This is a genomic window from Rahnella sp. CJA17(1/100) (genome assembly GCF_963881615.1).
In the GTDB taxonomy this organism is placed as follows: domain Bacteria; phylum Pseudomonadota; class Gammaproteobacteria; order Enterobacterales; family Enterobacteriaceae; genus Rahnella; species Rahnella aceris.
The window spans coordinates 81,110-100,953 of the sequence record NZ_CAWOJA010000007.1; the positions used below are offsets into that span (position 1 = coordinate 81,110).

Annotated in this window: 16 protein-coding genes; 10 read left to right on the plus strand and 6 right to left on the minus strand. The window is 52.1% G+C overall.

The genetic code is table 11. From position 1 onward, the window contains the following. Positions 1-15 precede the first annotated feature (15 nt). Together pyrE and rph are read right to left on the minus strand one after the other, a co-directional pair. Positions 16-657, minus strand: a complete 642-nt coding sequence (gene pyrE, locus AACU55_RS04725) for an orotate phosphoribosyltransferase (protein ID WP_134706761.1) — start codon at positions 655-657, stop codon at positions 16-18. An 83-nt stretch (positions 658-740) separates the two neighbouring features. Next, on the minus strand, positions 741-1,457 hold the full coding sequence (gene rph / locus AACU55_RS04730; protein ID WP_013577632.1) for a ribonuclease PH: 717 nt from the start codon (positions 1,455-1,457) through the stop codon (positions 741-743). Positions 1,458-1,705: 248 nt separating this feature from the next. Here rph and AACU55_RS04735 point away from each other — a divergent pair, with 248 nt between their 5' ends. Then, positions 1,706-2,569 (plus strand): YicC/YloC family endoribonuclease, encoded by an 864-nt coding sequence (locus AACU55_RS04735; RefSeq protein ID WP_013577633.1) that lies wholly within the window; start codon positions 1,706-1,708, stop codon positions 2,567-2,569. A 79-nt stretch (positions 2,570-2,648) separates the two neighbouring features. Here AACU55_RS04735 and fabF read toward each other — a convergent pair whose 3' ends face one another. Both fabF and AACU55_RS04745 read right to left on the minus strand, forming a co-directional pair. Further along, a complete protein-coding gene (gene fabF, locus AACU55_RS04740; protein ID WP_134706762.1) occupies positions 2,649-3,923 on the minus strand; it encodes a beta-ketoacyl-ACP synthase II in 1,275 nt (424 codons plus the stop codon). A gap of 145 nt (positions 3,924-4,068) precedes the next feature. Then, a complete protein-coding gene (locus tag AACU55_RS04745) occupies positions 4,069-4,689 on the minus strand; it encodes a TetR/AcrR family transcriptional regulator (RefSeq protein WP_013577635.1) in 621 nt (206 codons plus the stop codon). A 343-nt stretch (positions 4,690-5,032) separates the two neighbouring features. On the opposite strand from AACU55_RS04745, the gene AACU55_RS04750 reads away from it, so the two are divergent. After that, positions 5,033-5,650, plus strand: coding sequence for a trimeric intracellular cation channel family protein (locus AACU55_RS04750; RefSeq protein ID WP_013577636.1), 618 nt, complete (start codon positions 5,033-5,035; stop codon positions 5,648-5,650). 20 nt (positions 5,651-5,670) lie between these two features. Here the strand turns inward: AACU55_RS04750 and ligB are convergent, their stop codons facing one another. Continuing rightward, complete coding sequence (gene ligB / locus AACU55_RS04755; protein WP_134706763.1) at positions 5,671-7,368, minus strand: NAD-dependent DNA ligase LigB; 1,698 nt, start codon at positions 7,366-7,368, stop codon at positions 5,671-5,673. A 278-nt stretch (positions 7,369-7,646) separates the two neighbouring features. Between ligB and gmk the strand changes: the two genes are divergently transcribed. From gmk to AACU55_RS04785, 6 genes are all read left to right on the plus strand, one after another. Continuing rightward, entirely contained in the window at positions 7,647-8,270 is a 624-nt protein-coding gene (gene gmk, locus AACU55_RS04760; RefSeq protein WP_013577638.1) for a guanylate kinase, read from the plus strand. Between the two features lie 54 nt (positions 8,271-8,324). Beyond that, on the plus strand, positions 8,325-8,600 hold the full coding sequence (gene rpoZ, locus AACU55_RS04765; protein WP_013577639.1) for a DNA-directed RNA polymerase subunit omega: 276 nt from the start codon (positions 8,325-8,327) through the stop codon (positions 8,598-8,600). Between the two features lie 19 nt (positions 8,601-8,619). After that, the gene (gene spoT / locus AACU55_RS04770; RefSeq protein WP_134706764.1) at positions 8,620-10,728 is read left to right on the plus strand and encodes a bifunctional GTP diphosphokinase/guanosine-3',5'-bis pyrophosphate 3'-pyrophosphohydrolase; all 2,109 of its coding nucleotides are present in this window, start codon (positions 8,620-8,622) and stop codon (positions 10,726-10,728) included. 5 nt (positions 10,729-10,733) lie between these two features. After that, positions 10,734-11,432 carry a tRNA (guanosine(18)-2'-O)-methyltransferase TrmH gene (gene trmH / locus AACU55_RS04775; RefSeq protein ID WP_013577641.1) on the plus strand — a complete coding sequence of 233 codons (699 nt, stop codon included), beginning with the start codon at positions 10,734-10,736 and terminating at the stop codon, positions 11,430-11,432. Next, on the plus strand, positions 11,429-13,510 hold the full coding sequence (recG, locus tag AACU55_RS04780) for an ATP-dependent DNA helicase RecG (RefSeq protein ID WP_013577642.1): 2,082 nt from the start codon (positions 11,429-11,431) through the stop codon (positions 13,508-13,510). Before trmH ends, recG begins: the two co-directional genes overlap by 4 nt. Positions 13,511-13,741: 231 nt before the next feature. Next, positions 13,742-15,067, plus strand: a complete 1,326-nt coding sequence (locus tag AACU55_RS04785; protein ID WP_037035566.1) for a PTS sugar transporter subunit IIC — start codon at positions 13,742-13,744, stop codon at positions 15,065-15,067. Positions 15,068-15,121: 54 nt separating this feature from the next. Here the strand turns inward: AACU55_RS04785 and gltS are convergent, their stop codons facing one another. Further along, complete coding sequence (gene gltS / locus AACU55_RS04790) at positions 15,122-16,333, minus strand: sodium/glutamate symporter (RefSeq protein ID WP_013577644.1); 1,212 nt, start codon at positions 16,331-16,333, stop codon at positions 15,122-15,124. A gap of 238 nt (positions 16,334-16,571) precedes the next feature. On the opposite strand from gltS, the gene AACU55_RS04795 reads away from it, so the two are divergent. Next, positions 16,572-17,963, plus strand: coding sequence for a nucleobase:cation symporter-2 family protein (locus AACU55_RS04795; RefSeq protein WP_112152584.1), 1,392 nt, complete (start codon positions 16,572-16,574; stop codon positions 17,961-17,963). A 153-nt stretch (positions 17,964-18,116) separates the two neighbouring features. Then, on the plus strand, positions 18,117-19,811 hold the full coding sequence (locus tag AACU55_RS04800; RefSeq protein WP_037035569.1) for an AsmA family protein: 1,695 nt from the start codon (positions 18,117-18,119) through the stop codon (positions 19,809-19,811). Positions 19,812-19,844 lie beyond the last annotated feature (33 nt).

Here is a 19,844-nt window from a genome sequence, read left to right on the forward strand (position 1 = left end):
AGGTTTTACCCGATATTAAACACCATACTCCTGCCGGTAAGCCCGCACAGCAGCCAGATGGTCAGCCATTTCCGCCTTTTCTTCCAGATATTCAATCAGGTCGGCCAGCGTAATAATTGAAATCACTTTGCAATGATAGTCGCACTCAACCTCCTGAATAGCGGAGATATCTGCGCGTCCACGTTCCTGACGGTCCAGAGAAATCAATACGCCAGCCAGAGTGGCTTTGTTCGCGTTGATGATTTCCATCGATTCACGGATGGCGGTACCGGCGGTGATCACATCATCGACCAGCATGACACGCCCCTGCAAAGGGCTGCCGACCAGCAAGCCGCCTTCACCATGGTCTTTGGCTTCTTTGCGGTTAAAGCAGTATGGCACATCGCGCTCATGATGCTCAGCCAGTGCAACCGCAGTGGTCGTCGCGATTGGAATACCTTTGTAAGCCGGGCCAAACACTAAATCGAAATCAATTTTGGAATCCACCAATGCTTCGGCATAAAAACGTCCCAGTAACGCCAGATCACGGCCAGTATTAAATAGACCAGCATTGAAGAAGTAAGGGCTGATGCGCCCGGACTTCAGGGTAAATTCACCGAATTTCAAAACCTGTTTGTTCAGTGCGAACTCAATAAACTGGCGCTGATAGGCTTTCATTGATGGTCTCCTCTATAACGTCTTATTTCTTATTGTCAGCCCGCAGGCCATAAAAAAGGCGACTTCTCAGTCGCCTTAAAAAATTATTCCGCCAGCGCCGCTTTCTGCGCCTGGAAGATAGTGTCGATGCCCCCTCTGGCGAGAGCAAGTAAACCGAGTAACTCTTCGTGACTGAATGGCTCACCTTCTGCGGTGCCCTGAACCTCAATCATGCGGCCATCTTCCATCATCACCACGTTCATGTCGGTTTCTGCCGCTGAGTCTTCGACATACTCGAGATCACACAGCGCTTCGCCTTTCACGATGCCTACGGAAACCGCTGCAACCATGCCTTTCATCGGATTAGCTTTCAGTTTACCTGCAGCTACCAGCGCATTCAGTGCATCCGCCAGAGCAACGCAAGCACCAGAAATGGACGCAGTGCGCGTGCCGCCGTCCGCCTGCAACACATCACAGTCGAGCGTAATGGTGAATTCACCCAGCTTTTTCAGATCCACCGCAGCACGCAGGGAACGGGCAATCAGACGCTGAATTTCCAGAGTACGACCGCCTTGCTTACCTTTTGCGGCTTCACGCGCATTACGCGTATGGGTAGAACGCGGCAACATGCCGTACTCTGCGGTGATCCAACCTTGTCCCTGACCTTTCAGAAAACGCGGAACACCTTCCTCCACCGTCGCGGTACATAGCACTTTAGTATCACCAAACTCCACCAGCACGGAACCTTCAGCGTGTTTAGTGTAATGGCGGGTCAGTGTTACGGGGCGCACTTGTTGTGCATTTCGGCCTGCTGGACGCATGGATACTTCTCCGGGTCACGAATCATGTTTGGCTGCGCATTATACCCAAAAACATTCAGGTTGCATCAAGGCGGCAAGTGAATGAACTCCGCGAGCTTACTCAGGTAAGCGACCGGAATGAGTAAACGACACCAACGCAGAGGCAACCTGAAGGGTGACGGGGATACGGACTTCAGGAGGTTATACCTATCATGACTGGCATGGCACGGCTATAATCGCTGCATCTTTACATTAACAGGTACGCATACATGATCAGAAGTATGACCGCTTATGCCCGACGCGAAATTAAGGGTGACTGGGGCAGCGCAGCGTGGGAACTCCGCTCGGTAAACCAACGTTATCTCGAAACCTACATCCGTCTGCCCGAGCAATTCCGCAGCCTGGAGCCGGTTGTCCGTGAGCGCATTCGCGCCCGGCTTACCCGCGGTAAAGTCGAATGTAATCTGCGTTTTGATCTCGATCCGGGCGCACAAAGCACGTTGCAGCTCAATGAAAAACTGGCGAAACAGCTGGTTGAAGCCGCGCAATGGGTGAAAATGCAAAGTGATGAAGGCGAAATTAATCCGCTGGAAGTCCTGCGCTGGCCGGGCGTGATGCTGGCTGAAGAACAGGATCTGGATGCCATCAGCACCGAGTTGCTGCTGGCACTGGAAACAGCACTGGACGATTTCATCAGCGCACGCGAAAGCGAAGGTGCCGCACTGAAAACGATGATCGAACAGCGTCTCGACGGTGTGAGTGCAGAAGTGGTAAAAGTCCGCGCCCAGATGCCAAATATTCTGCAATGGCAGCGCGAGCGCCTGGTCAGCAAACTGGAAGATGCGCAGGTTCAGCTGGAAAATACCCGTCTGGAGCAGGAACTGGTTCTAATGGCGCAGCGTGTCGATGTAGCTGAAGAGCTGGATCGACTTGAAGCACACGTCAAAGAAACACATAAAATCATGAAGAAAGAAGAAGCCGTGGGCCGTCGTCTTGATTTTATGATGCAGGAATTTAACCGCGAATCGAACACACTGGCATCTAAATCTATCAATGCTGATGTCACGACGTCAGCCATCGAGCTGAAAGTGTTGATCGAACAAATGCGCGAGCAGATTCAGAACATCGAGTAAATCCTCTCCCCCCGCATAATAAAAACGCCTCCGGTCATAAAACCCGAGGCGTTTTTTTATGCGTCAGCGAAGAAAGAAATTAGTCTTCCCAGCGTTTCAACAATACACAGGCATTAACGCCACCGAAGCCGAAACCGTTTGATAAGGCATAGGTGATGTCATGTTTCTGCGCAGTATTACCGACGATGTTCAGACCGGCAGCCGCTTCGTCTTTGTTTTCCAGATTCAGCGTCGGAGGAACGATTTGGTCACGTACGGCAAGAATGGTGAAGATCGTCTCCAGCCCGCCAGCCGCGCCCAACAAGTGTCCGGTCGCAGATTTGGTAGACGTAACAGCCAGTTTGCCGTCAGTGCCAAACAGGGTTTTAATCGCATTGATTTCACCCAGATCACCCACCGGCGTAGACGTGGCATGAGCATTCAGATGTTGCACGTCTGATGGCTGAATACCCGCCTGACGTAGGGCGATTTTCATCGCGCGGCCCGCACCGTTGCCATCTTCCGCACCGGACGTCATGTGGTAGGCGTCACCGCTGGTGCCGTAACCGACAATCTCAGCCAGAATTTTGGCGCCACGTGCCTTCGCATGTTCCAGCTCTTCGATCACCAGCATGCCTGCGCCTTCGCCCATGATGAAACCATCACGCGCGCTGTCAAACGGACGGGAGGCTTTTTCCGGATGATCTTCATGACCGGTAGACATGGCCTTCGCTGCAGCAAAACCGCCCAGGCTCACGGTATCAATCGCCGCTTCTGCGCCGCCACAAAGCGCAACATCGGCTTCGTCATTGCGAATCAAACGCACTGCATCACCAATCGCCTGAACACCTGCCGCGCAAGCCGTTACCGGTGCGCCAATCGGGCCTTTGAACTGATGTTTAATTGAAACCTGGCCTGACGCCAGATTCACCAGGAATGAAGGTATAGTGAAAGGCGACAAACGCTTAGCGCCACGGCTGTCATTGGTGCGCACGGCATGGGCAATAGCCGGGAAGCCGCCGATACCAGAACCGATGATAGTTGCGGTACGTTCCTGCTGTTCCTGCGTTTCTGCTTTCCAGTCAGCGTCAGCAATAGCCATATCCGCAGCAGCCATCGCAAACAGAATGAAACGGTCCATTTTTTTCTGGTCTTTCGGTACCACGAACATATCCGGATCGAATCCTGACTCAGGGTCCTGTTCTTTAGTTTGTACCTGACCACCAATTTTCACAGTCAACGTTTCAACAATCTCTTCCGGCAAAACTCGGATACCAGACTGGCCGGCCAGCAGACGCTTCCAGATAGTTTCGATATCACAGCCCAGAGGACTCACAGCCCCCATGCCGGTAATAACCACTCGACGATGAGTCATAAAACATTCCTCTCTGTCTGTATAAGACGTAAGTTTCTGCAGGCGATTACATGAACCGGCCAGAAACGGGTTTCTGGATAATAAAGCCTGACAGTATGTGACGAATTACGTTTTTGTAAACCCGTAACCCAAAATTTTATTGTGCCTACTTTGCGAGGCTACGCAACACCAGGCTGGTGATTGCCTGAACGCGTTCTTCCAGTTGTTCAGGTGTTTTTTGTTCCAGCAATAACGGATGCGAGAAGGGGGTTGTCACCGTGGTGATCGCCATACAAACCTCATCCAGCGGCGTTTTACGCTCAAATTCACCGGATTCCCGGCCGTCGGCAACCACTTTCTCAACAATGCTGTATATCATAGCACGATGATTTAATGTGGATTTCCATCGCTGAGCTGAGGCTATCGCGGCCAGATCATGTAATTTCCTGTCCAGGAAAAAGAGATCCAGACTACGTGTCAGCAGCGTTTTAAAAATAGATCTCAGGCGCAGAGTCGCACTTTGGTCACTTTGCGCAATCACCATGAGCGCTTCATCTATCTGCCCCACCCGCTGCGAGCAAATGGCTTCGCCAATAGCCTGTTTAGACTCAAAAAACTTATAAATATAAGCACTTGAAACGCCAATCGATTTGGCAAGATCCGCCACCGACGTTTTGGCATAGCCATAAAGACGAAAGTGCTCGAATGCCGCATCTATAATTTGTTCACGCCGTTCGTGCTCGGCAGGTCCACGCTGTGTTAACGCAACCGGAATATCGGGCTTCATACACTCCTCCGGGCAGATTAAACAATTAAGCCGTGCGTCAATGAGTGACGATTTTAATTAATCGTAACCTATAAGCGAAGAAAATTCACCTCTGATAAAAAACGGCGTCATGGATAAATGGAAAAGCACCGTCAAAACAAACGAGTAATCACCAATTTTCTAATCTAAAATAATACAACATTTTCTCTTACCCTTTAGTAATGGCTGACACGAGGGAAATCAGCATTAGATAAAGTAATGTTAAAAGCCATGTAAAAGAAAAACTCAGTCGCCAGCTAATGGGAAACTCATTACTCTACGCGGCTACCGTTTCCTCACTGACTGATTTGTCTGGCGCACATCCATGTTACTCACCGTTCTTTATATTATTGGGATCACCGCAGAAGCCATGACCGGTGCTCTGGCTGCCGGACGTCGGAAAATGGATTCCTTTGGCGTCATTATTATTGCTGCAGCGACGGCCATTGGCGGCGGTTCTGTTCGCGACATGCTTTTAGGGCATTACCCATTGGGATGGGTTAAGCATCCGGAGTACATCGTGATTGTGGCTGTGGCCGCGCTAATGACCACCTGGCTGGCTCCTTTAATGCAACATCTGCGAAAGCTCTTTTTAGTGCTTGATGCCGTGGGGCTGGTGGTGTTTTCCATTATCGGGACACAAGTGGCCCTCGATATGGGACATGGCGCTATCATTGCTTCGGTTTGTGCGGTCATTACCGGTGTTTTTGGCGGCGTGCTGCGGGACATGATGTGTAATCAGATCCCGCTGGTCTTTCAGAAAGAAATTTATGCCGGCGTGTCATTTGCCTCCGCCTGGGTTTACATCGGGCTACAATATTTCTCACTGCCCCACAATCTGGTGGTTATTATCACGTTACTGATCGGCTTTACCGCGCGTCTTATTGCGCTGCGTTTTCGCCTTGGATTGCCTGTGTTTAATTACCCGCATTCGGACCACTAATGCGTCCTTCCTGTAGCCCGTTAGCGGAATGCAGGCAATTGCGCCTGCCTCAGAGCTTCGGTCAAAATCTCAACGTCCGGATGATGAATAAAATCAAAAACCTGAGCGGCCCGTTTTCTCCCGATCCCCTCAGTCATTTCCCAGTCGCGAGACGTCAGCTGTGTCAGCCTGTTCCAGCTTTGCTGGCGTTCTGCAAATCCCAGGGCAAAAGAAGGAAATCCTATTGCTGACAGCCAGCGCCGGAAGCTCTTTTCGCGTGCAAGATGAATTTGCGCCATCAGTTTTTGCGCCTGTTTAACACCGATACCCGGAACCGCAGCCAGCTCTTTCACGTTAAAGCTTAACCAGCTGATCAGAGAATCCGCCGGGGAAGCATCCAGTAACTTTTGCCATGTGGCCCCGCCGAACCCCGCCATATCTAACGCTTCCGGCCCGCTAAGCCAGATCAGACGTGAGAGAAACTGCTGCATGCAGCCCGGTTCAGGCGTAAAGCAGGAAAGTGCGTTATAGCGCGTTGGTTCAGGCAAAGGCATTTCCGTACGCTTACTTACCCGCCATGTCACTTCATCAAGGCGCGGGATCCCCTGTCCGGCCAGCGCGACAGCGACCTGATCGCCAGGAAGAACATCCCATTGTCTGAACCGGCTAACCGATCCCACACTCACCTTACTGACTAACTTATCGTCCAGCCTCAGGGGCTTCAGGTTGAGGATAACGGTCACTTTCCCGCTTCGTCCTGTGGTGGTGGTGATACCCGTGACATCGGTGAGCTGTCTGGCGGGCGGATATTTCCAGGCAACCGCCCAGACTGCAGGTTTATTTTGCCAGTATTTCCCGGCAGGCTCTTCTTGCTGACGAACAACCACACCATCCGTCGCAAAAGGCAGAGGCTGGTAAAACCAGTCTTCACGCCATTTTTCCACATCTTCGACAGCGCTCACCGCATGCGTGAACTGAGCCACAACCGGAAAACCGAACTGGCTCAGCTTCTCCAGGTGGTCAGCCATAAGCGTGGGTCCATCCGGCCATGACCAGATAAAAATACCCGTCTGCTTCAGCAGGTCAGAAGCAGAAGCACGCATCATTGCACCCGCAACTTTTGATCTTGCATTCATCCCGCCATCAGCACTTTGTTGATGACCGGTCATCAACAGATAAAGCTCGCCCTGTAATATCAACTCAGGGCTCATGTCCGGGATATGCAGCGGGATCGCCGGAATTGACGCGGCTTTTACCGTCCAGTTTTGTCCTTTCTCACCATCGCCACGGCTAACCAGTGCGGCCAACTGCCCATAACGGTAAATCAGCGACACCGCCACGCCATCGATTTTGGGCTGCACCCACAGATTCTTTCGCCCCTGCATCCAGTTTGCGACAGCATGTTTATCTTTCATTTTATGCAGGCCGGTATGAGCCACCGGATGCGTAAATTCAGCATCATCACTCGCTGGCACTGTTAGTTCAGGCACCGGCTGGCTGGCACACTGTAGCCAGAGACGTTGTTTCTGACGCAAATGATCATAGACCGAATCTTCTATCGGGCTGCTGCCAGACTGATGGTAGGCTGCATCCCACTGGGTCAGCTGAGCGGTGAGATGGTGGGTTTCCTGTGTCAGGCGTTCTGATGGCCAGACAGGGCAGTCTGGCGACGGCATATTCTTACCGTAAGCAGAGAAAGCAAAAGGGAACAGGCAGATAAGAAAAATAAACTGGCGCATTGGCACCTCCTTGTGAAGGCCAGTAAACGCCGGTGTAATTTTTCCTGCCAGTGGCATAAACCCTTCTTGCGAGATACCTTCCTGGTTATTTCATCTGTTGCTGCAACGAAGAAAAAATTTGGAATGCGGCACGTAAATCTGTCAGGAAAGGCTATTTTCTCTGGCAAAGTTGCGATGAAATACGTCTGGGCGCTGCACCGAATGCAGCGAGCGTGTATACTGTGCGAGAGATCACTCTTCGCATACTTCCTATCAACCCATTCAGTTGAAACGTCATCATGGTTCAAGGCACGCTATATATTGTCTCCGCCCCTAGTGGAGCAGGCAAATCAAGTCTGATTCAGGCTTTACTTAAAACACAACCGCTCTACGACACACAGGTTTCTATTTCTCATACGACCCGAGCTATACGTCCGGGCGAGAAAGATGGCGAGCATTACTTCTTTGTCGACAAAGAAGCGTTTCGCGAGATGATTGAACGTGATGCCTTTTTAGAACACGCAGAAGTTTTTGGTAATTATTACGGGACTTCGCGTGAAACCATTGAGCAGGTTTTAGCGTCGGGTGTGGATGTTTTTCTGGATATCGACTGGCAAGGCGCGCAGCAAATTCGGAAAAAAATGCCGCAGGCACGCAGTATTTTTGTCTTACCGCCATCGAAAGATGAGCTAGACCGTCGCCTGCGTGGCCGCGGGCAAGACAGCGAAGCCGTTATCGCAAAACGTATGGCACAAGCCGTAGCTGAAATGACACACTTTGCCGAATACGACTATTTAATTGTGAATGATGATTTTGATCTGGCTTTATCGGATTTAAAAACCATTATTCGCGCTGAACGTCTGCGTCTGAGCCGTCAGCGGCTCCGTCATGACGGATTAATCACCAAACTATTGGCAGACTGAAGTCACTTTCAGTATTATGCCCAGTCTTTCGTCACCCTGTGGAGTAGCACATATATGGCACGCGTAACTGTTCAAGACGCTGTTGAAAAAATTGGTAACCGTTTTGACCTGGTGTTGGTGGCTGCTCGTCGCGCACGCCAGCTGCAATCTGGTGGTAAAGATCCACTGGTCGCTGAAGAAAACGATAAAGTCACTGTAATTGCCCTGCGCGAAATCGAAGAAGGCCTGATCACCAATCAGATCCTCGACGTTCGTGACCGTCAGGAGCAACAGGAGCAGGAAGCCGCAGAGATTCAGGCAGTGACTGCCATCGCTGAAGGCCGTCGTTAATTAACGAAACGGATCTCACTTGTATATCTTTGAAAGCCTGAATCAACTGATTCAAAAATACCTGCCGGAGGAGCAAATTAAGCGCCTCGTGCAGGCTTACCTCGTGGCGCGGGACGCGCACGAGGGGCAAACACGTTCCAGCGGTGAGCCGTATATTACTCACCCGGTGGCCGTGGCATGTATTTTGGCTGAAATGAGGCTCGATCATGAGACTCTGATGGCGGCGTTATTACACGACGTTATCGAAGACACGCCTGCAACTTACCAGGACATGGAACAACTGTTTGGCAAAAGCGTTGCTGAGCTGGTTGAAGGCGTTTCAAAGTTAGACAAGCTGAAATTCCGTGATAAGAAAGAAGCGCAAGCGGAAAACTTCCGCAAAATGGTCATGGCGATGGTGCAAGATATCCGCGTCATTTTGATCAAACTCGCTGACCGTACTCATAACATGCGCACGCTGGGCTCTTTACGCCCGGACAAACGTCGCCGCATTGCCCGTGAAACGCTGGAAATTTACAGCCCGCTGGCACACCGTTTGGGTATTCATCACCTGAAAACCGAGCTCGAAGAGCTGGGCTTCGAAGCCCTTTATCCAAACCGTTATCGCGTCATCAAAGAAGTGGTGAAAGCTGCGCGTGGTAACCGTAAAGAGATGATCCAGAAAATCCTCTCTGAGATTGAAGGCCGTTTAACCGAAGCCGGCATTCAGTGCCGTGTCAGTGGTCGCGAAAAACACCTGTATTCTATCTATTGCAAAATGCACCTGAAGGAACAGCGTTTCCATTCTATTATGGATATCTACGCCTTCCGGGTGATCGTTAAAGAACTCGATACCTGTTATCGCGTGTTAGGACAGGCACATAGCCTGTACAAACCGCGTCCGGGTCGGGTTAAAGATTACATCGCCATCCCAAAAGCCAACGGCTATCAATCTTTGCATACATCACTAATCGGTCCGCATGGTGTGCCGGTTGAAGTACAGATCCGTACGGAAGATATGGATCAGATGGCGGAGATGGGGGTTGCGGCTCACTGGGCTTATAAAGAGAACAGTGAAACCAGTACCACCGCACAGATCCGTGCTCAGCGTTGGTTACAGAGTCTGCTTGAGCTGCAACAAAGTGCAGGCAACTCCTTTGAATTTATTGAGAGCGTGAAATCGGATCTGTTCCCGGACGAGATTTACGTCTTTACGCCGGAAGGTCGTATCGTCGAATTGCCTGCGGGCGCGACACCGGTCGACTTTGCTTATGCTGTGCATACCGATATCGGCCATGCCTGCGTTGGCGCGCGCGTTGACCGCCAGCCGTATCCGCTCTCGCAGCCGCTGACCAGCGGACAAACTATCGAAATCATTACCGCACCGGGCGCCCGCCCGAATGCAGCCTGGCTGAACTTTGTCGTCAGCTCACGTGCACGCGCCAAAATTCGCCAGATGCTGAAGAACCTGAAACGTGATGATTCGGTTTCACTTGGCCGTCGCCTGCTGAATCATGCGCTGGGTGCCGGTAAAAAACTGTCAGACATTCCGCCGGAAAACATCAAAAACGAGCTGGATCGTATGAAGCTCGCCGCGATGGATGACATGCTGGCGGAAATCGGTCTCGGCAATGCCATGAGCGTTGTGGTTGCCAAAAACCTGATGGGTGACCAGTCTTCAATGGCATCGTCAGGTACCCGTAATCTGCCGATTAAAGGCGCAGATGGCGTGCTGATCACCTTTGCGAAATGTTGCCGTCCGATTCCGGGTGACCCGATTATTGCCCACGTCAGTCCGGGCAAAGGGCTGGTGATCCATCATGAATCCTGCCGTAATATTCGCGGTTATCAGAAAGAACCTGAGAAATTCATGGCCGTTGACTGGGATAACCACCAGGAAACTGATCAGGAATTTATCGCTGAAATCAAAGTTGATATGTTCAACCATCAGGGCGCACTGGCGAACCTGACCGCTGCAATTAATGCCGCGCAGTCGAACATTCAGAATCTGAGCACCGAAGAAAAAGACGGTCGCGTCTACAGCGCCTTTATCCGCCTGACGACCCGCGATCGCGTTCATCTGGCGAATATTATGCGTAAAATCCGTATCATGCCGGACGTCATCAAAGTTACCCGCAACCGAAACTGATTGTTATGACCCCAGAACGTTATGCCCGCATCCGCGAAATGCTTGCGGCCCGACAGCCAGACCTGACGGTCTGTATGGAACAGGTGCATAAACCACATAACGTTTCTGCCGTCATCCGTACGGCAGACGCCGTCGGCGTTCACGAAATCCACGCTGTCTGGCCTACGACCCGAATGAAGACACTGGTCTCTTCGGCGGCAGGCAGCAACAGCTGGGTTCAGGTCAAAACACACAAAACCATTCAGGATGCCGTCGCCAAAATGAAGGCGAAGGGCATGCAAATCCTGGCAACCAACTTGTCAGAGAAAGCCGTCGACTTCCGCGCGATTGATTACACCCGCCCGACCTGCATATTGCTGGGTCAGGAGAAAACCGGTATCACACCTGAAGCGTTAGCGCTGGCTGACAGCGATATCATCATTCCGATGATCGGTATGGTGCAATCTCTGAACGTCTCCGTTGCCTCGGCGCTTATCCTGTACGAAGCACAGCGCCAGCGCGAAAACGCCGGTATGTATCGCCGCGACAGCAGTCTGCTGAGCGAGAAGGAACAGCAGCGACTGCTGTTTGAAGGCGGCTATCCCGTTCTGTCCAATGTGGCGAAGCGAAAGAAGCTTCCCCGCCCTTTCATTGACGATCACGGGCAAATCATTGCCGATGATGAATGGTGGTCGGCGATGCAAATGACGGTCAAAAAAAGATGAAAGGCCGCCTGCTCGACGCCATCCCGCTGACGTCGCTTTCCGGCGTCGGAGCCAGTCAGGCAGACAAGCTCGCCAAACTCGGCCTTGAAACTATTCAAGATTTACTGCTTCATCTTCCTTTACGCTATGAAGATCGTACCCGCCTTTACACCATCAATGATTTACAGCCCGGCATTTTCGCCACCATAGAAGGCGAAGTGTTGCGTAGTGATATCAGTTTTGGCCGCCGCAGAATGCTGACCTGTCAGATAAGTGACGGCACTGGCATGGCGACGTTGCGCTTCTTCAACTTTAACGCCGCGATGAAAAACAGCCTGGCAACAGGTCGCCGTGTTACCGCTTATGGTGAAATCAAACGCGGCACGATCGGTGCTGAAATCATCCATCCGGAATACCGCATTCAGGGTGAAAACAGCGAAGTCGTTCTGCAGGAATCACTGACGCCGGTTTATCCGACAACGGAAGGTATCCGCCAGGCGACCTTGCGTAAACTGACGGATCAGGCACTTGAACTGCTCGACACCGTACCTGTCGCCGAACTGTTGCCAGAGGAACTGAGTCGTTCGCTGATCCCGCTTCCTCAGGCGCTGCATTTGCTGCACCGCCCGCCGCCAGATATCCAGCTTGCAGACCTTGAAAAAGGTCATCATCCGGCTCAACGCCGCCTGATTATGGAAGAACTTCTGGCACATAATCTCAGTATGCTGGCTGTCCGCGCCGGTACACAGAGTTATAAAGCGCTGCCGTTGCATCATGACGACCGCCTGAAAAATCAGTTCCTCGCGTCGCTTCCTTTCAGCCCGACCGGTGCGCAAGCACGGGTTGTGGCAGAAATTGAACAGGACCTGGCAAAAAGTTATCCTATGATGCGTCTGGTGCAGGGCGACGTGGGATCAGGTAAAACGCTGGTAGCCGCCCTCGCCGCACTTTGCGCTATTGCTCAGGGCCAACAGGTCGGATTAATGGCGCCGACAGAATTGCTGGCCGAACAGCATGCCAATAATTTCCGTCAGTGGTTTGAGCCACTGGGTATTCAGGTCGGCTGGCTGGCGGGCAAACAAAAGGGTAAAGCCCGGCAGGCACAGCAGGATGCGATCGCCAGCGGACAGGTGTCGATGGTGGTGGGAACGCACGCTATCTTCCAGGAACAGGTTTTGTTCTCGTCACTTTCGCTGGTCATTATCGATGAACAGCACCGTTTCGGTGTGCATCAGCGTCTGGCGTTGTGGGAAAAAGGTCTGCAACAGGGCTTCCATCCACATCAGTTGATCATGACCGCCACGCCGATCCCACGCACACTGGCAATGACGGCTTACGCTGATCTTGATACCTCTGTGATCGACGAACTCCCGCCAGGCCGCACGCCGGTGACTACCGTCGCCATTCCGGACACCCGCCGCAGTGACATTATCAGCCGTGTCAAAAGTGCCTGCGAGCAGGAAAATCGTCAGGCTTATTGGGTGTGTACGCTGATTGAAGAATCGGAAATGCTGGAAGCGCAGGCCGCTGAAGCCACATGGGAAGGCCTGAAAGAAGCACTTCCGGCGCTGAATATCGGACTGGTTCACGGTCGTATGAAAGCCCAGGAAAAGCAGGCCGTTATGCAGGCATTCAAACAGGGTGAAGTGCAGCTTCTGGTGGCAACGACTGTCATTGAAGTCGGCGTTGACGTACCGAATGCCAGCCTGATGATTATCGAAAACCCGGAGCGTTTAGGGCTGGCGCAGTTGCACCAGTTACGTGGGCGCGTTGGACGTGGTGCCGTTGCTTCTCACTGTGTACTGCTCTACAAAACGCCGCTCAGCAAAACGGCGCAGAAACGTTTGCAGGTTTTACGCGACAGCAACGATGGCTTTGTTATCGCACAGCAGGATTTGGAAATCCGCGGGCCGGGTGAACTACTGGGCACGCGTCAGACCGGCAGCGCTGAATTTAAAGTCGCTGATTTATTACGTGATCAGGCGATGATCCCGGATGTACAGCGCATTGCGCGTTATCTGCAGCAACAATTCCCTGATCATGCCAAAGCTCTGATTGAGCGCTGGCTGCCAGAAAGAGTCCGTTACACCAACGCCTGATCTCTCTTTTCGCTCATTCACTTCATCAAATCATTATTAAAAATGATGTTTTGTTTCCAACATATTCTCTTCTCTTTTCCCTATTGCGCCCCCAAAACCACTCTCCGCACTGGTTATTTGATAACCTTCACAGAGTGGGGAAAAGCCGGTAACCGGTTTCACCTCCCGTCACTACACTGATGATAATTAAGGCAACCCTGTCTGATGTCCTCAACATAAGGCCAAATCATCATGAGTATCAGCCAATCCCTCTTCACTTTTATAGAACAGAAAATCAGCCCCTTCGCCGCACGATTATCCTCACAGCGACATGTCATGGCAGTGCGTGATGGCTTCATCTCAGCAATGCCCTTTATGATTGTTGGTTCGTTTTTACTGGTTTTTGTTCACCCGCCATTTTCGCCCGAATCTTCATGGGGCTTCGCCAGAAGCTGGCTGGCGCTCTCGGCAAAATATGAAGTGCAGATCCTGACGCCGTTCAATATGACGATGGGCATTATGTCCATCTACATCTCGGCATCGATTGCCTACAATCTGGCAAGAAGTTACAAGCTAGACCCGTTCATGACCGCAATGCTGGCGCTGATGTCTTTCCTGCTGGTCGCAGCACCGCAGATTGATGAAAAGATGTCGACGGCGGCGCTGGGCGGCGTGGGGATCTTTACGGCTATTCTGGTGGCGATTTATGTCACCGAACTGACGCGGTTATTGAAAAAATACAATATCGGTATCCGTTTACCCGAACAGGTACCTTCAAACATTAAGCATTCGTTTGATTTGCTGATCCCGATTGTGGCCGTGGTGATTACACTTTTCCCGCTGAGCTTACTGGTCCAGTCAGGGTTTGATATGTTGCTGCCACAGGCGATTATGGCGCTGTTCGAACCCCTGATTTCTGCCGCAGACTCGCTGCCTGCCGTACTTCTCGCCGTGCTGATTTGCCACCTGTTGTGGTTCGCCGGCATTCATGGCTCGGCCATTGTATCTGGCATGTTGCAGGCTTTTTGGTTAACCAATCTCGGGCTGAATCAGACAGATCTCGCTGCCGGTTTACCCATGACGCACATCATGACCGAGGCATTCTGGAATTTCCTGATCGTGATTGGCGGGTCCGGCGCGACAATGGGACTGGTGCTGCTGTTTTGTCGCAGTAAGTCAGCGCATCTGCGCACAATGGGGAAACTCAGTCTGGTGCCAAGCTGTTTCAATATCAATGAGCCGGTGATTTTTGGCACACCTATCGTCATGAATCCGGTATTTTTCATCCCCTTCCTGCTGGCACCGATGGTCAATGCCGTTATCGCCTATCTGGCCGTATCGACGGATCTGCTCCCGCATATGATTTCACTGGTCCCCTGGACATCGCCGGCACCGATCGGGGCGGCCTGGGCGATGGGCTGGGATTTCAAAGTGTCGGTTCTGGTTATCCTGCTGATGGCACTGTCGATGGTAATTTATTATCCATTCTTCAAAGTCTACGAGAAGCAGTTACTGACGCAGGAAAAAGCCGCTGAGGCCGAACAGGTGTTCACTGAGAAGGCGGACGCGGCACAATAAACCCGACGGGAAGGAATAGTCAGGCACAGAAGCGATGTTTCTGTGCCTGTTTTTTTAGCTGATAGCCGGGAATACAGGCAGCATCAGATAGAGTTTAATCACAATCGCATTGGCGATATCGATGAAGAATGCGCCCACCATCGGCACCACCAGAAACGCCAGATGCGAAGGGCCAAACTGGTTGGTGATCGCCTGCATATTGGCAATGGCCGTCGGGGTGGCACCCAGCCCGAAACCACAGTGTCCTGCCGCCAACACCGCCGCATCGTAGTTTTTCCCCATCACGCGATAAGTCACGAAAATCGCATAAAGTGCCATTGCGAGGGCTTGAACGATAAGAATTGCCATCATCGGCAAGGCGAGTGCCGCCATCTCCCACAACTTAAGGCTCATCAATGCCATGGCAAGGAACAGTGACAAACTGACGTTACCCAGCACGGATACCGCACGGTCGAAGACACGATAAAAACCGAGCCATGCCAGCATATTACTCAGGATCACACCAACGAAGAGCACGCAGACAAAGGTTGGGATTTCAAATGCCGAGCCTTGCAACAGACTGGCGGCATATGTCCCTGCCATCAGGCAAATCGCGATCAGGGCAATGGTTTCAACCATCACCAGTGGCGTGATCATCCTGCCGATCGACGGTTTCTCAAATGCGCTCGGATCGACCATATCCTCGGGGTTTCCGTTGGGGGTGGAAGAATGGCTGACCAGATAGCGCGCTACCGGCCCCCCAATAATACCGCCGAGCACCAGACCAAAAGTTGCGCAAGCCATCGCGACTTCCGTCGCATTTTCAAAGCCATAACGCTCGATAAACAGCTTGCTCCATGCCGCGCCGGTGCCGTGGCCACCTGAAAGGGTAATCGACCCCGCCAGCAACCCCATCAGCGGATCCAGCCCGAGCATTTTCGCCATTCCGATACCGATGGCATTTTGCAAAAGCAGTAAGCCCACGACGACAAACACCAGCAGAAACAGCGATTTGCCGCCTGCCCGCAGACTTGCCAGATTGGCGTTAAGACCGATCGTGGCAAAAAATGCCAGCATCAGTGGCTCTTTTAAAGACATGTCGAAACCGACTTCCCAGCCGAATATCTGGTTGGCGATCAGTAACAATAAAGCGACCAGCAAACCACCGGCAACGGGTTCAGGAATGGTGTATTTTTTGAGAAATTTGACCGACTGGACGCATTTCCGTCCTAAAAGGAGTACCAACGTGGCGGCAACCAGGGTGCCGTAGGTGTCGAGTTGAATCATTGACGAACTCCATTTTAAAATAAATCCAATAAAATTATCGAGTTATAAAAACTTCACTGACATGTTTTTTCCCAGAAGCTGAATTAGAAGTCATTCAAGCTGCGTCAGGCAAGAAAAACAGGCCATAAATCCCGTCCAATCCAAAACCAGTCGAGGAATATTGCCATTAGCAAACGATTGCTTTTGTCGTTAATTTCAATAAAAATGCCCGCTTTGCCGCTTATTGGAATGCCACAGCATGAGTTCGCAAACCGCAGAACAAGAAACACAGCAACCCGATCTCTCCCGTCAGCAAAAAAGTGAACTGATTTACCGGCTCGAGGACCGCCCGCCATTACCTCAAACGTTATTCGCCGCCTGTCAGCATTTGCTGGCGATGTTTGTTGCGGTAATCACACCAGCACTACTGATTTGCCAGGCGCTGGGTTTGCCCGCGCAGGACACGCAGCACATCATCAGCATGTCGCTGTTCGCCTCCGGCCTGGCTTCTATTTTGCAGATTAAAACCTGGGGACCGGTCGGCTCGGGTTTACTCTCGATTCAGGGCACCAGCTTTAACTTTGTTGCGCCGCTGATCATGGGCGGAATGGCGCTGAAAAATGGCGGTGCGGATGTGCCGACCATGATGGCGGCGCTGTTCGGCACCCTGATGCTGGCTTCCTGCACTGAAATCATTCTTTCCCGTTTCCTGCATCTCGCACGCCGCATCATTACGCCGCTGGTTTCCGGCATCGTGGTGATGATTATCGGGCTTTCACTCATTCAGGTCGGACTGACGTCTATCGGCGGCGGTTATGCGGCCATGAGCGATCACACATTCGGGGCACCGAAAAATCTGCTGCTGGCTGCCGTCGTGCTGGTAGTGATTGTTCTGCTGAACCGTCAGCGCAACCCTTACCTGCGTGTCGCCTCTCTGGTTATCGCCATGGCCGTGGGTTATCTGGTGGCCTGGATGACGGGCATGTTGCCAACCGTTGCGCCAGCCGTGCAAAGCAACTGGATAACATTACCAACGCCGCTGTATTACGGACTGGGTTTTGACTGGAATTTGCTGATCCCGCTGATGCTGATTTTCATGGTGACATCGCTGGAAACCATCGGTGATATTACCGCAACCTCGGACGTTTCTGAGCAACCGGTCAGCGGCCCGCTGTACATGAAGCGCATCAAAGGCGGCGTTCTGGCCAATGGCCTGAACTCGATGCTTTCTGCTGTATTTAACACCTTCCCGAATTCCTGCTTCGGGCAGAATAACGGCGTCATTCAACTGACCGGCGTTGCCAGCCGCTATGTCGGTTTTGTGGTCGCGCTGATGCTGATCATCCTCGGGCTGTTCCCGGCTGTTGCGGGATTTGTGCAGCATATTCCTGAACCGGTACTGGGCGGCGCGACCATCGTGATGTTCGGTACCATTGCCGCTTCGGGTGTGCGCATTGTTTCCCGCGAGCGTCTGAATCGCCGGGCGATTATGATCATGGCGCTTTCTCTCGCCGTCGGTATGGGTGTTTCTCAGCAGCCGCTGATCCTGCAATTCGCACCGGACTGGCTGAAAACTCTTCTCTCTTCTGGCATTGCAGCGGGCGGCATTACTGCGATTGTTCTGAATCTGGTTTTCCCTCACGAGAAGTAAACGCAGGATGTAATCCGCGTGCAACAGCGGCAGAGGGTCTGGAACCTCTGCCGCTTTTTATTGCCTCCATTTGGCTAACCTGTTGAGAAAATTCGCTGTTTGCGGCATAAACAAAGAATCTTTTTCCATTTTCCCGTTACAGGGCTCCAGACGATGAGATTTATCGGTAAAATTTTGCTGACGTTCGCCTTACTTCTGGTGCTGGCGATCGTGCTGGTGTACGTCCTATTACAAACCCGCTGGGCTGCTGGCTGGGTCAGCCGCTGGGTCAGCAATAACAGCGAGTACCGTCTTTCCGTGGAGAAACTCGACCATAACTGGTCGTCGCCGGGTCGGGTGGCGTTAACCAATGTCATCTTCGGGCAGAAGAATCAGCCGGAAGTGCTGAATGCCGGTGAAGTTGATCTGGATTTAAGCTGGCGTCAGATCACCGAACCACGCTTTTTCGATCGCGTCGTGCTGGTCAGCGGACGCCTCAATGTCAGTCCTTCGTCAATGAATTTGCCATTGCAGGCCAATACCCTGCAACTGAGTAAAATGGCGCTCACCGGCAATACCGCTGGCTTAGACATTCAGGGTCAGCAGATTAACGCCGGTATTTCGCCGTGGCAGCCAAAACCCAATCAGCTTTTAGGCGATAAAGCTGACTTCCAGCTGAGCGCCGCCAGCCTGACGGTCAACGGACTGCCGGCCGAAAATGTGCTGATTCAGGGCAACATCAATAATAAGAATCTGACGCTGAGTAATTTTGGCGGCGATCTGGCTCGCGGTCAGTTAACGGGTAAAGCGACGCAGGCCGCCGATGGCAGCTGGAACATAGAAAACCTGCGGCTGAGCAATGTGCGTCTGCAAACCTCCAAACCGCTTTCTGCTTTCTTCGACGACTTCCAGACCCTGCCAAAAGTGACTATTCAGCGACTTGATCTGATCGACGCGCGTTTGCAGGGAACAGACTGGGCATTCAGCGACGTTGATTTGTCCGTGCAGGATCTGACGCTCGAAAAAGGCGACTGGCAAAGTGATGACGGCGAAATCACCCTGAATGCGACGGATATGATTGATGGAAACCTGCATATTCAGGATCCGATCATCAGCCTCGACCTTTCGCCGCAGGGCATTGCGATCAAACAAGCTACGGCGCGCTGGGAGCGCAGTTTATTGCGCACGACCGGCAACTGGCTGCGCGCCAACAAACGCCTTCAGCTTGATGAAGTGTCTGTTGCGGGGCTGGAATACACCTTGCCGGAAAACTGGAAACAACTCTGGAATCAGGCACTGCCGGATTCGCTGTCTGAAGTCTTTATCAGCCGGTTCATTGCTAACCGGAACCTGATTATTGATATCAATCCGCAGTTCCCCTTCCAGCTGACTGCACTTGATGGCCTCGGCAATAACCTGTTGCTGGCGCGTAATCATCAGTGGGGGATCTGGAGCGGTAAGCTGAATCTGAATGCAAGTGAAGCCACATTTAACCGCAATGATGTGCGCCGTCCTTCCATCACCCTGGAGGCGAACGACCGTCAGGTGAATATTTCTGAGCTGAGCGCCTTTACCAAAGAAGGATTGCTGGAAGCCAGTGCGACGGTTGATCAGCAGCCGCAGCGTCATTTCTCTGTGAAGATGACCGCCCGCTCAGTACCGGCGAATCAGCTGGAAAACTGGGGATGGCCACATGTGGCGCTGGAAGGTAACGCTAATATGCAGCTGAATCTGCAAGGACAGATGCCGGCAAACGTGGATTACAAACCCACGCTCAGCGGGACATTGCAGATAAACGGCAGCCAGGCAATTGACCAGAGAATGGTAAACGGGTTGGTTTCCGGTACGCCAGCATCTGCTACTCCTTAATCCAGGCATCACCAAAAATGCAAAAGGCACCGC

Excerpts from the sequence above, each read along its gene's own strand:
- gltS (WP_013577644.1), bottom strand. The coding sequence starts at position 16,333 with ATGATTCAACTCGACACCTACGGCACCCTGGTTGCCGCCACGTTGGTA.
- pyrE (WP_134706761.1), bottom strand. The coding sequence starts at position 657 with ATGAAAGCCTATCAGCGCCAGTTTATTGAGTTCGCACTGAACAAACAG.
- AACU55_RS04750 (WP_013577636.1), top strand. The coding sequence starts at position 5,033 with ATGTTACTCACCGTTCTTTATATTATTGGGATCACCGCAGAAGCCATG.
- rpoZ (WP_013577639.1), top strand. The coding sequence starts at position 8,325 with ATGGCACGCGTAACTGTTCAAGACGCTGTTGAAAAAATTGGTAACCGT.
- AACU55_RS04800 (WP_037035569.1), top strand. The coding sequence starts at position 18,117 with ATGAGATTTATCGGTAAAATTTTGCTGACGTTCGCCTTACTTCTGGTG.
- recG (WP_013577642.1), top strand. The coding sequence starts at position 11,429 with ATGAAAGGCCGCCTGCTCGACGCCATCCCGCTGACGTCGCTTTCCGGC.
- gmk (WP_013577638.1), top strand. The coding sequence starts at position 7,647 with ATGGTTCAAGGCACGCTATATATTGTCTCCGCCCCTAGTGGAGCAGGC.
- AACU55_RS04745 (WP_013577635.1), bottom strand. The coding sequence starts at position 4,689 with ATGAAGCCCGATATTCCGGTTGCGTTAACACAGCGTGGACCTGCCGAG.
- AACU55_RS04735 (WP_013577633.1), top strand. The coding sequence starts at position 1,706 with ATGATCAGAAGTATGACCGCTTATGCCCGACGCGAAATTAAGGGTGAC.
- trmH (WP_013577641.1), top strand. The coding sequence starts at position 10,734 with ATGACCCCAGAACGTTATGCCCGCATCCGCGAAATGCTTGCGGCCCGA.
- AACU55_RS04785 (WP_037035566.1), top strand. The coding sequence starts at position 13,742 with ATGAGTATCAGCCAATCCCTCTTCACTTTTATAGAACAGAAAATCAGC.
- ligB (WP_134706763.1), bottom strand. The coding sequence starts at position 7,368 with ATGCGCCAGTTTATTTTTCTTATCTGCCTGTTCCCTTTTGCTTTCTCT.
- AACU55_RS04795 (WP_112152584.1), top strand. The coding sequence starts at position 16,572 with ATGAGTTCGCAAACCGCAGAACAAGAAACACAGCAACCCGATCTCTCC.
- fabF (WP_134706762.1), bottom strand. The coding sequence starts at position 3,923 with ATGACTCATCGTCGAGTGGTTATTACCGGCATGGGGGCTGTGAGTCCT.
- rph (WP_013577632.1), bottom strand. The coding sequence starts at position 1,457 with ATGCGTCCAGCAGGCCGAAATGCACAACAAGTGCGCCCCGTAACACTG.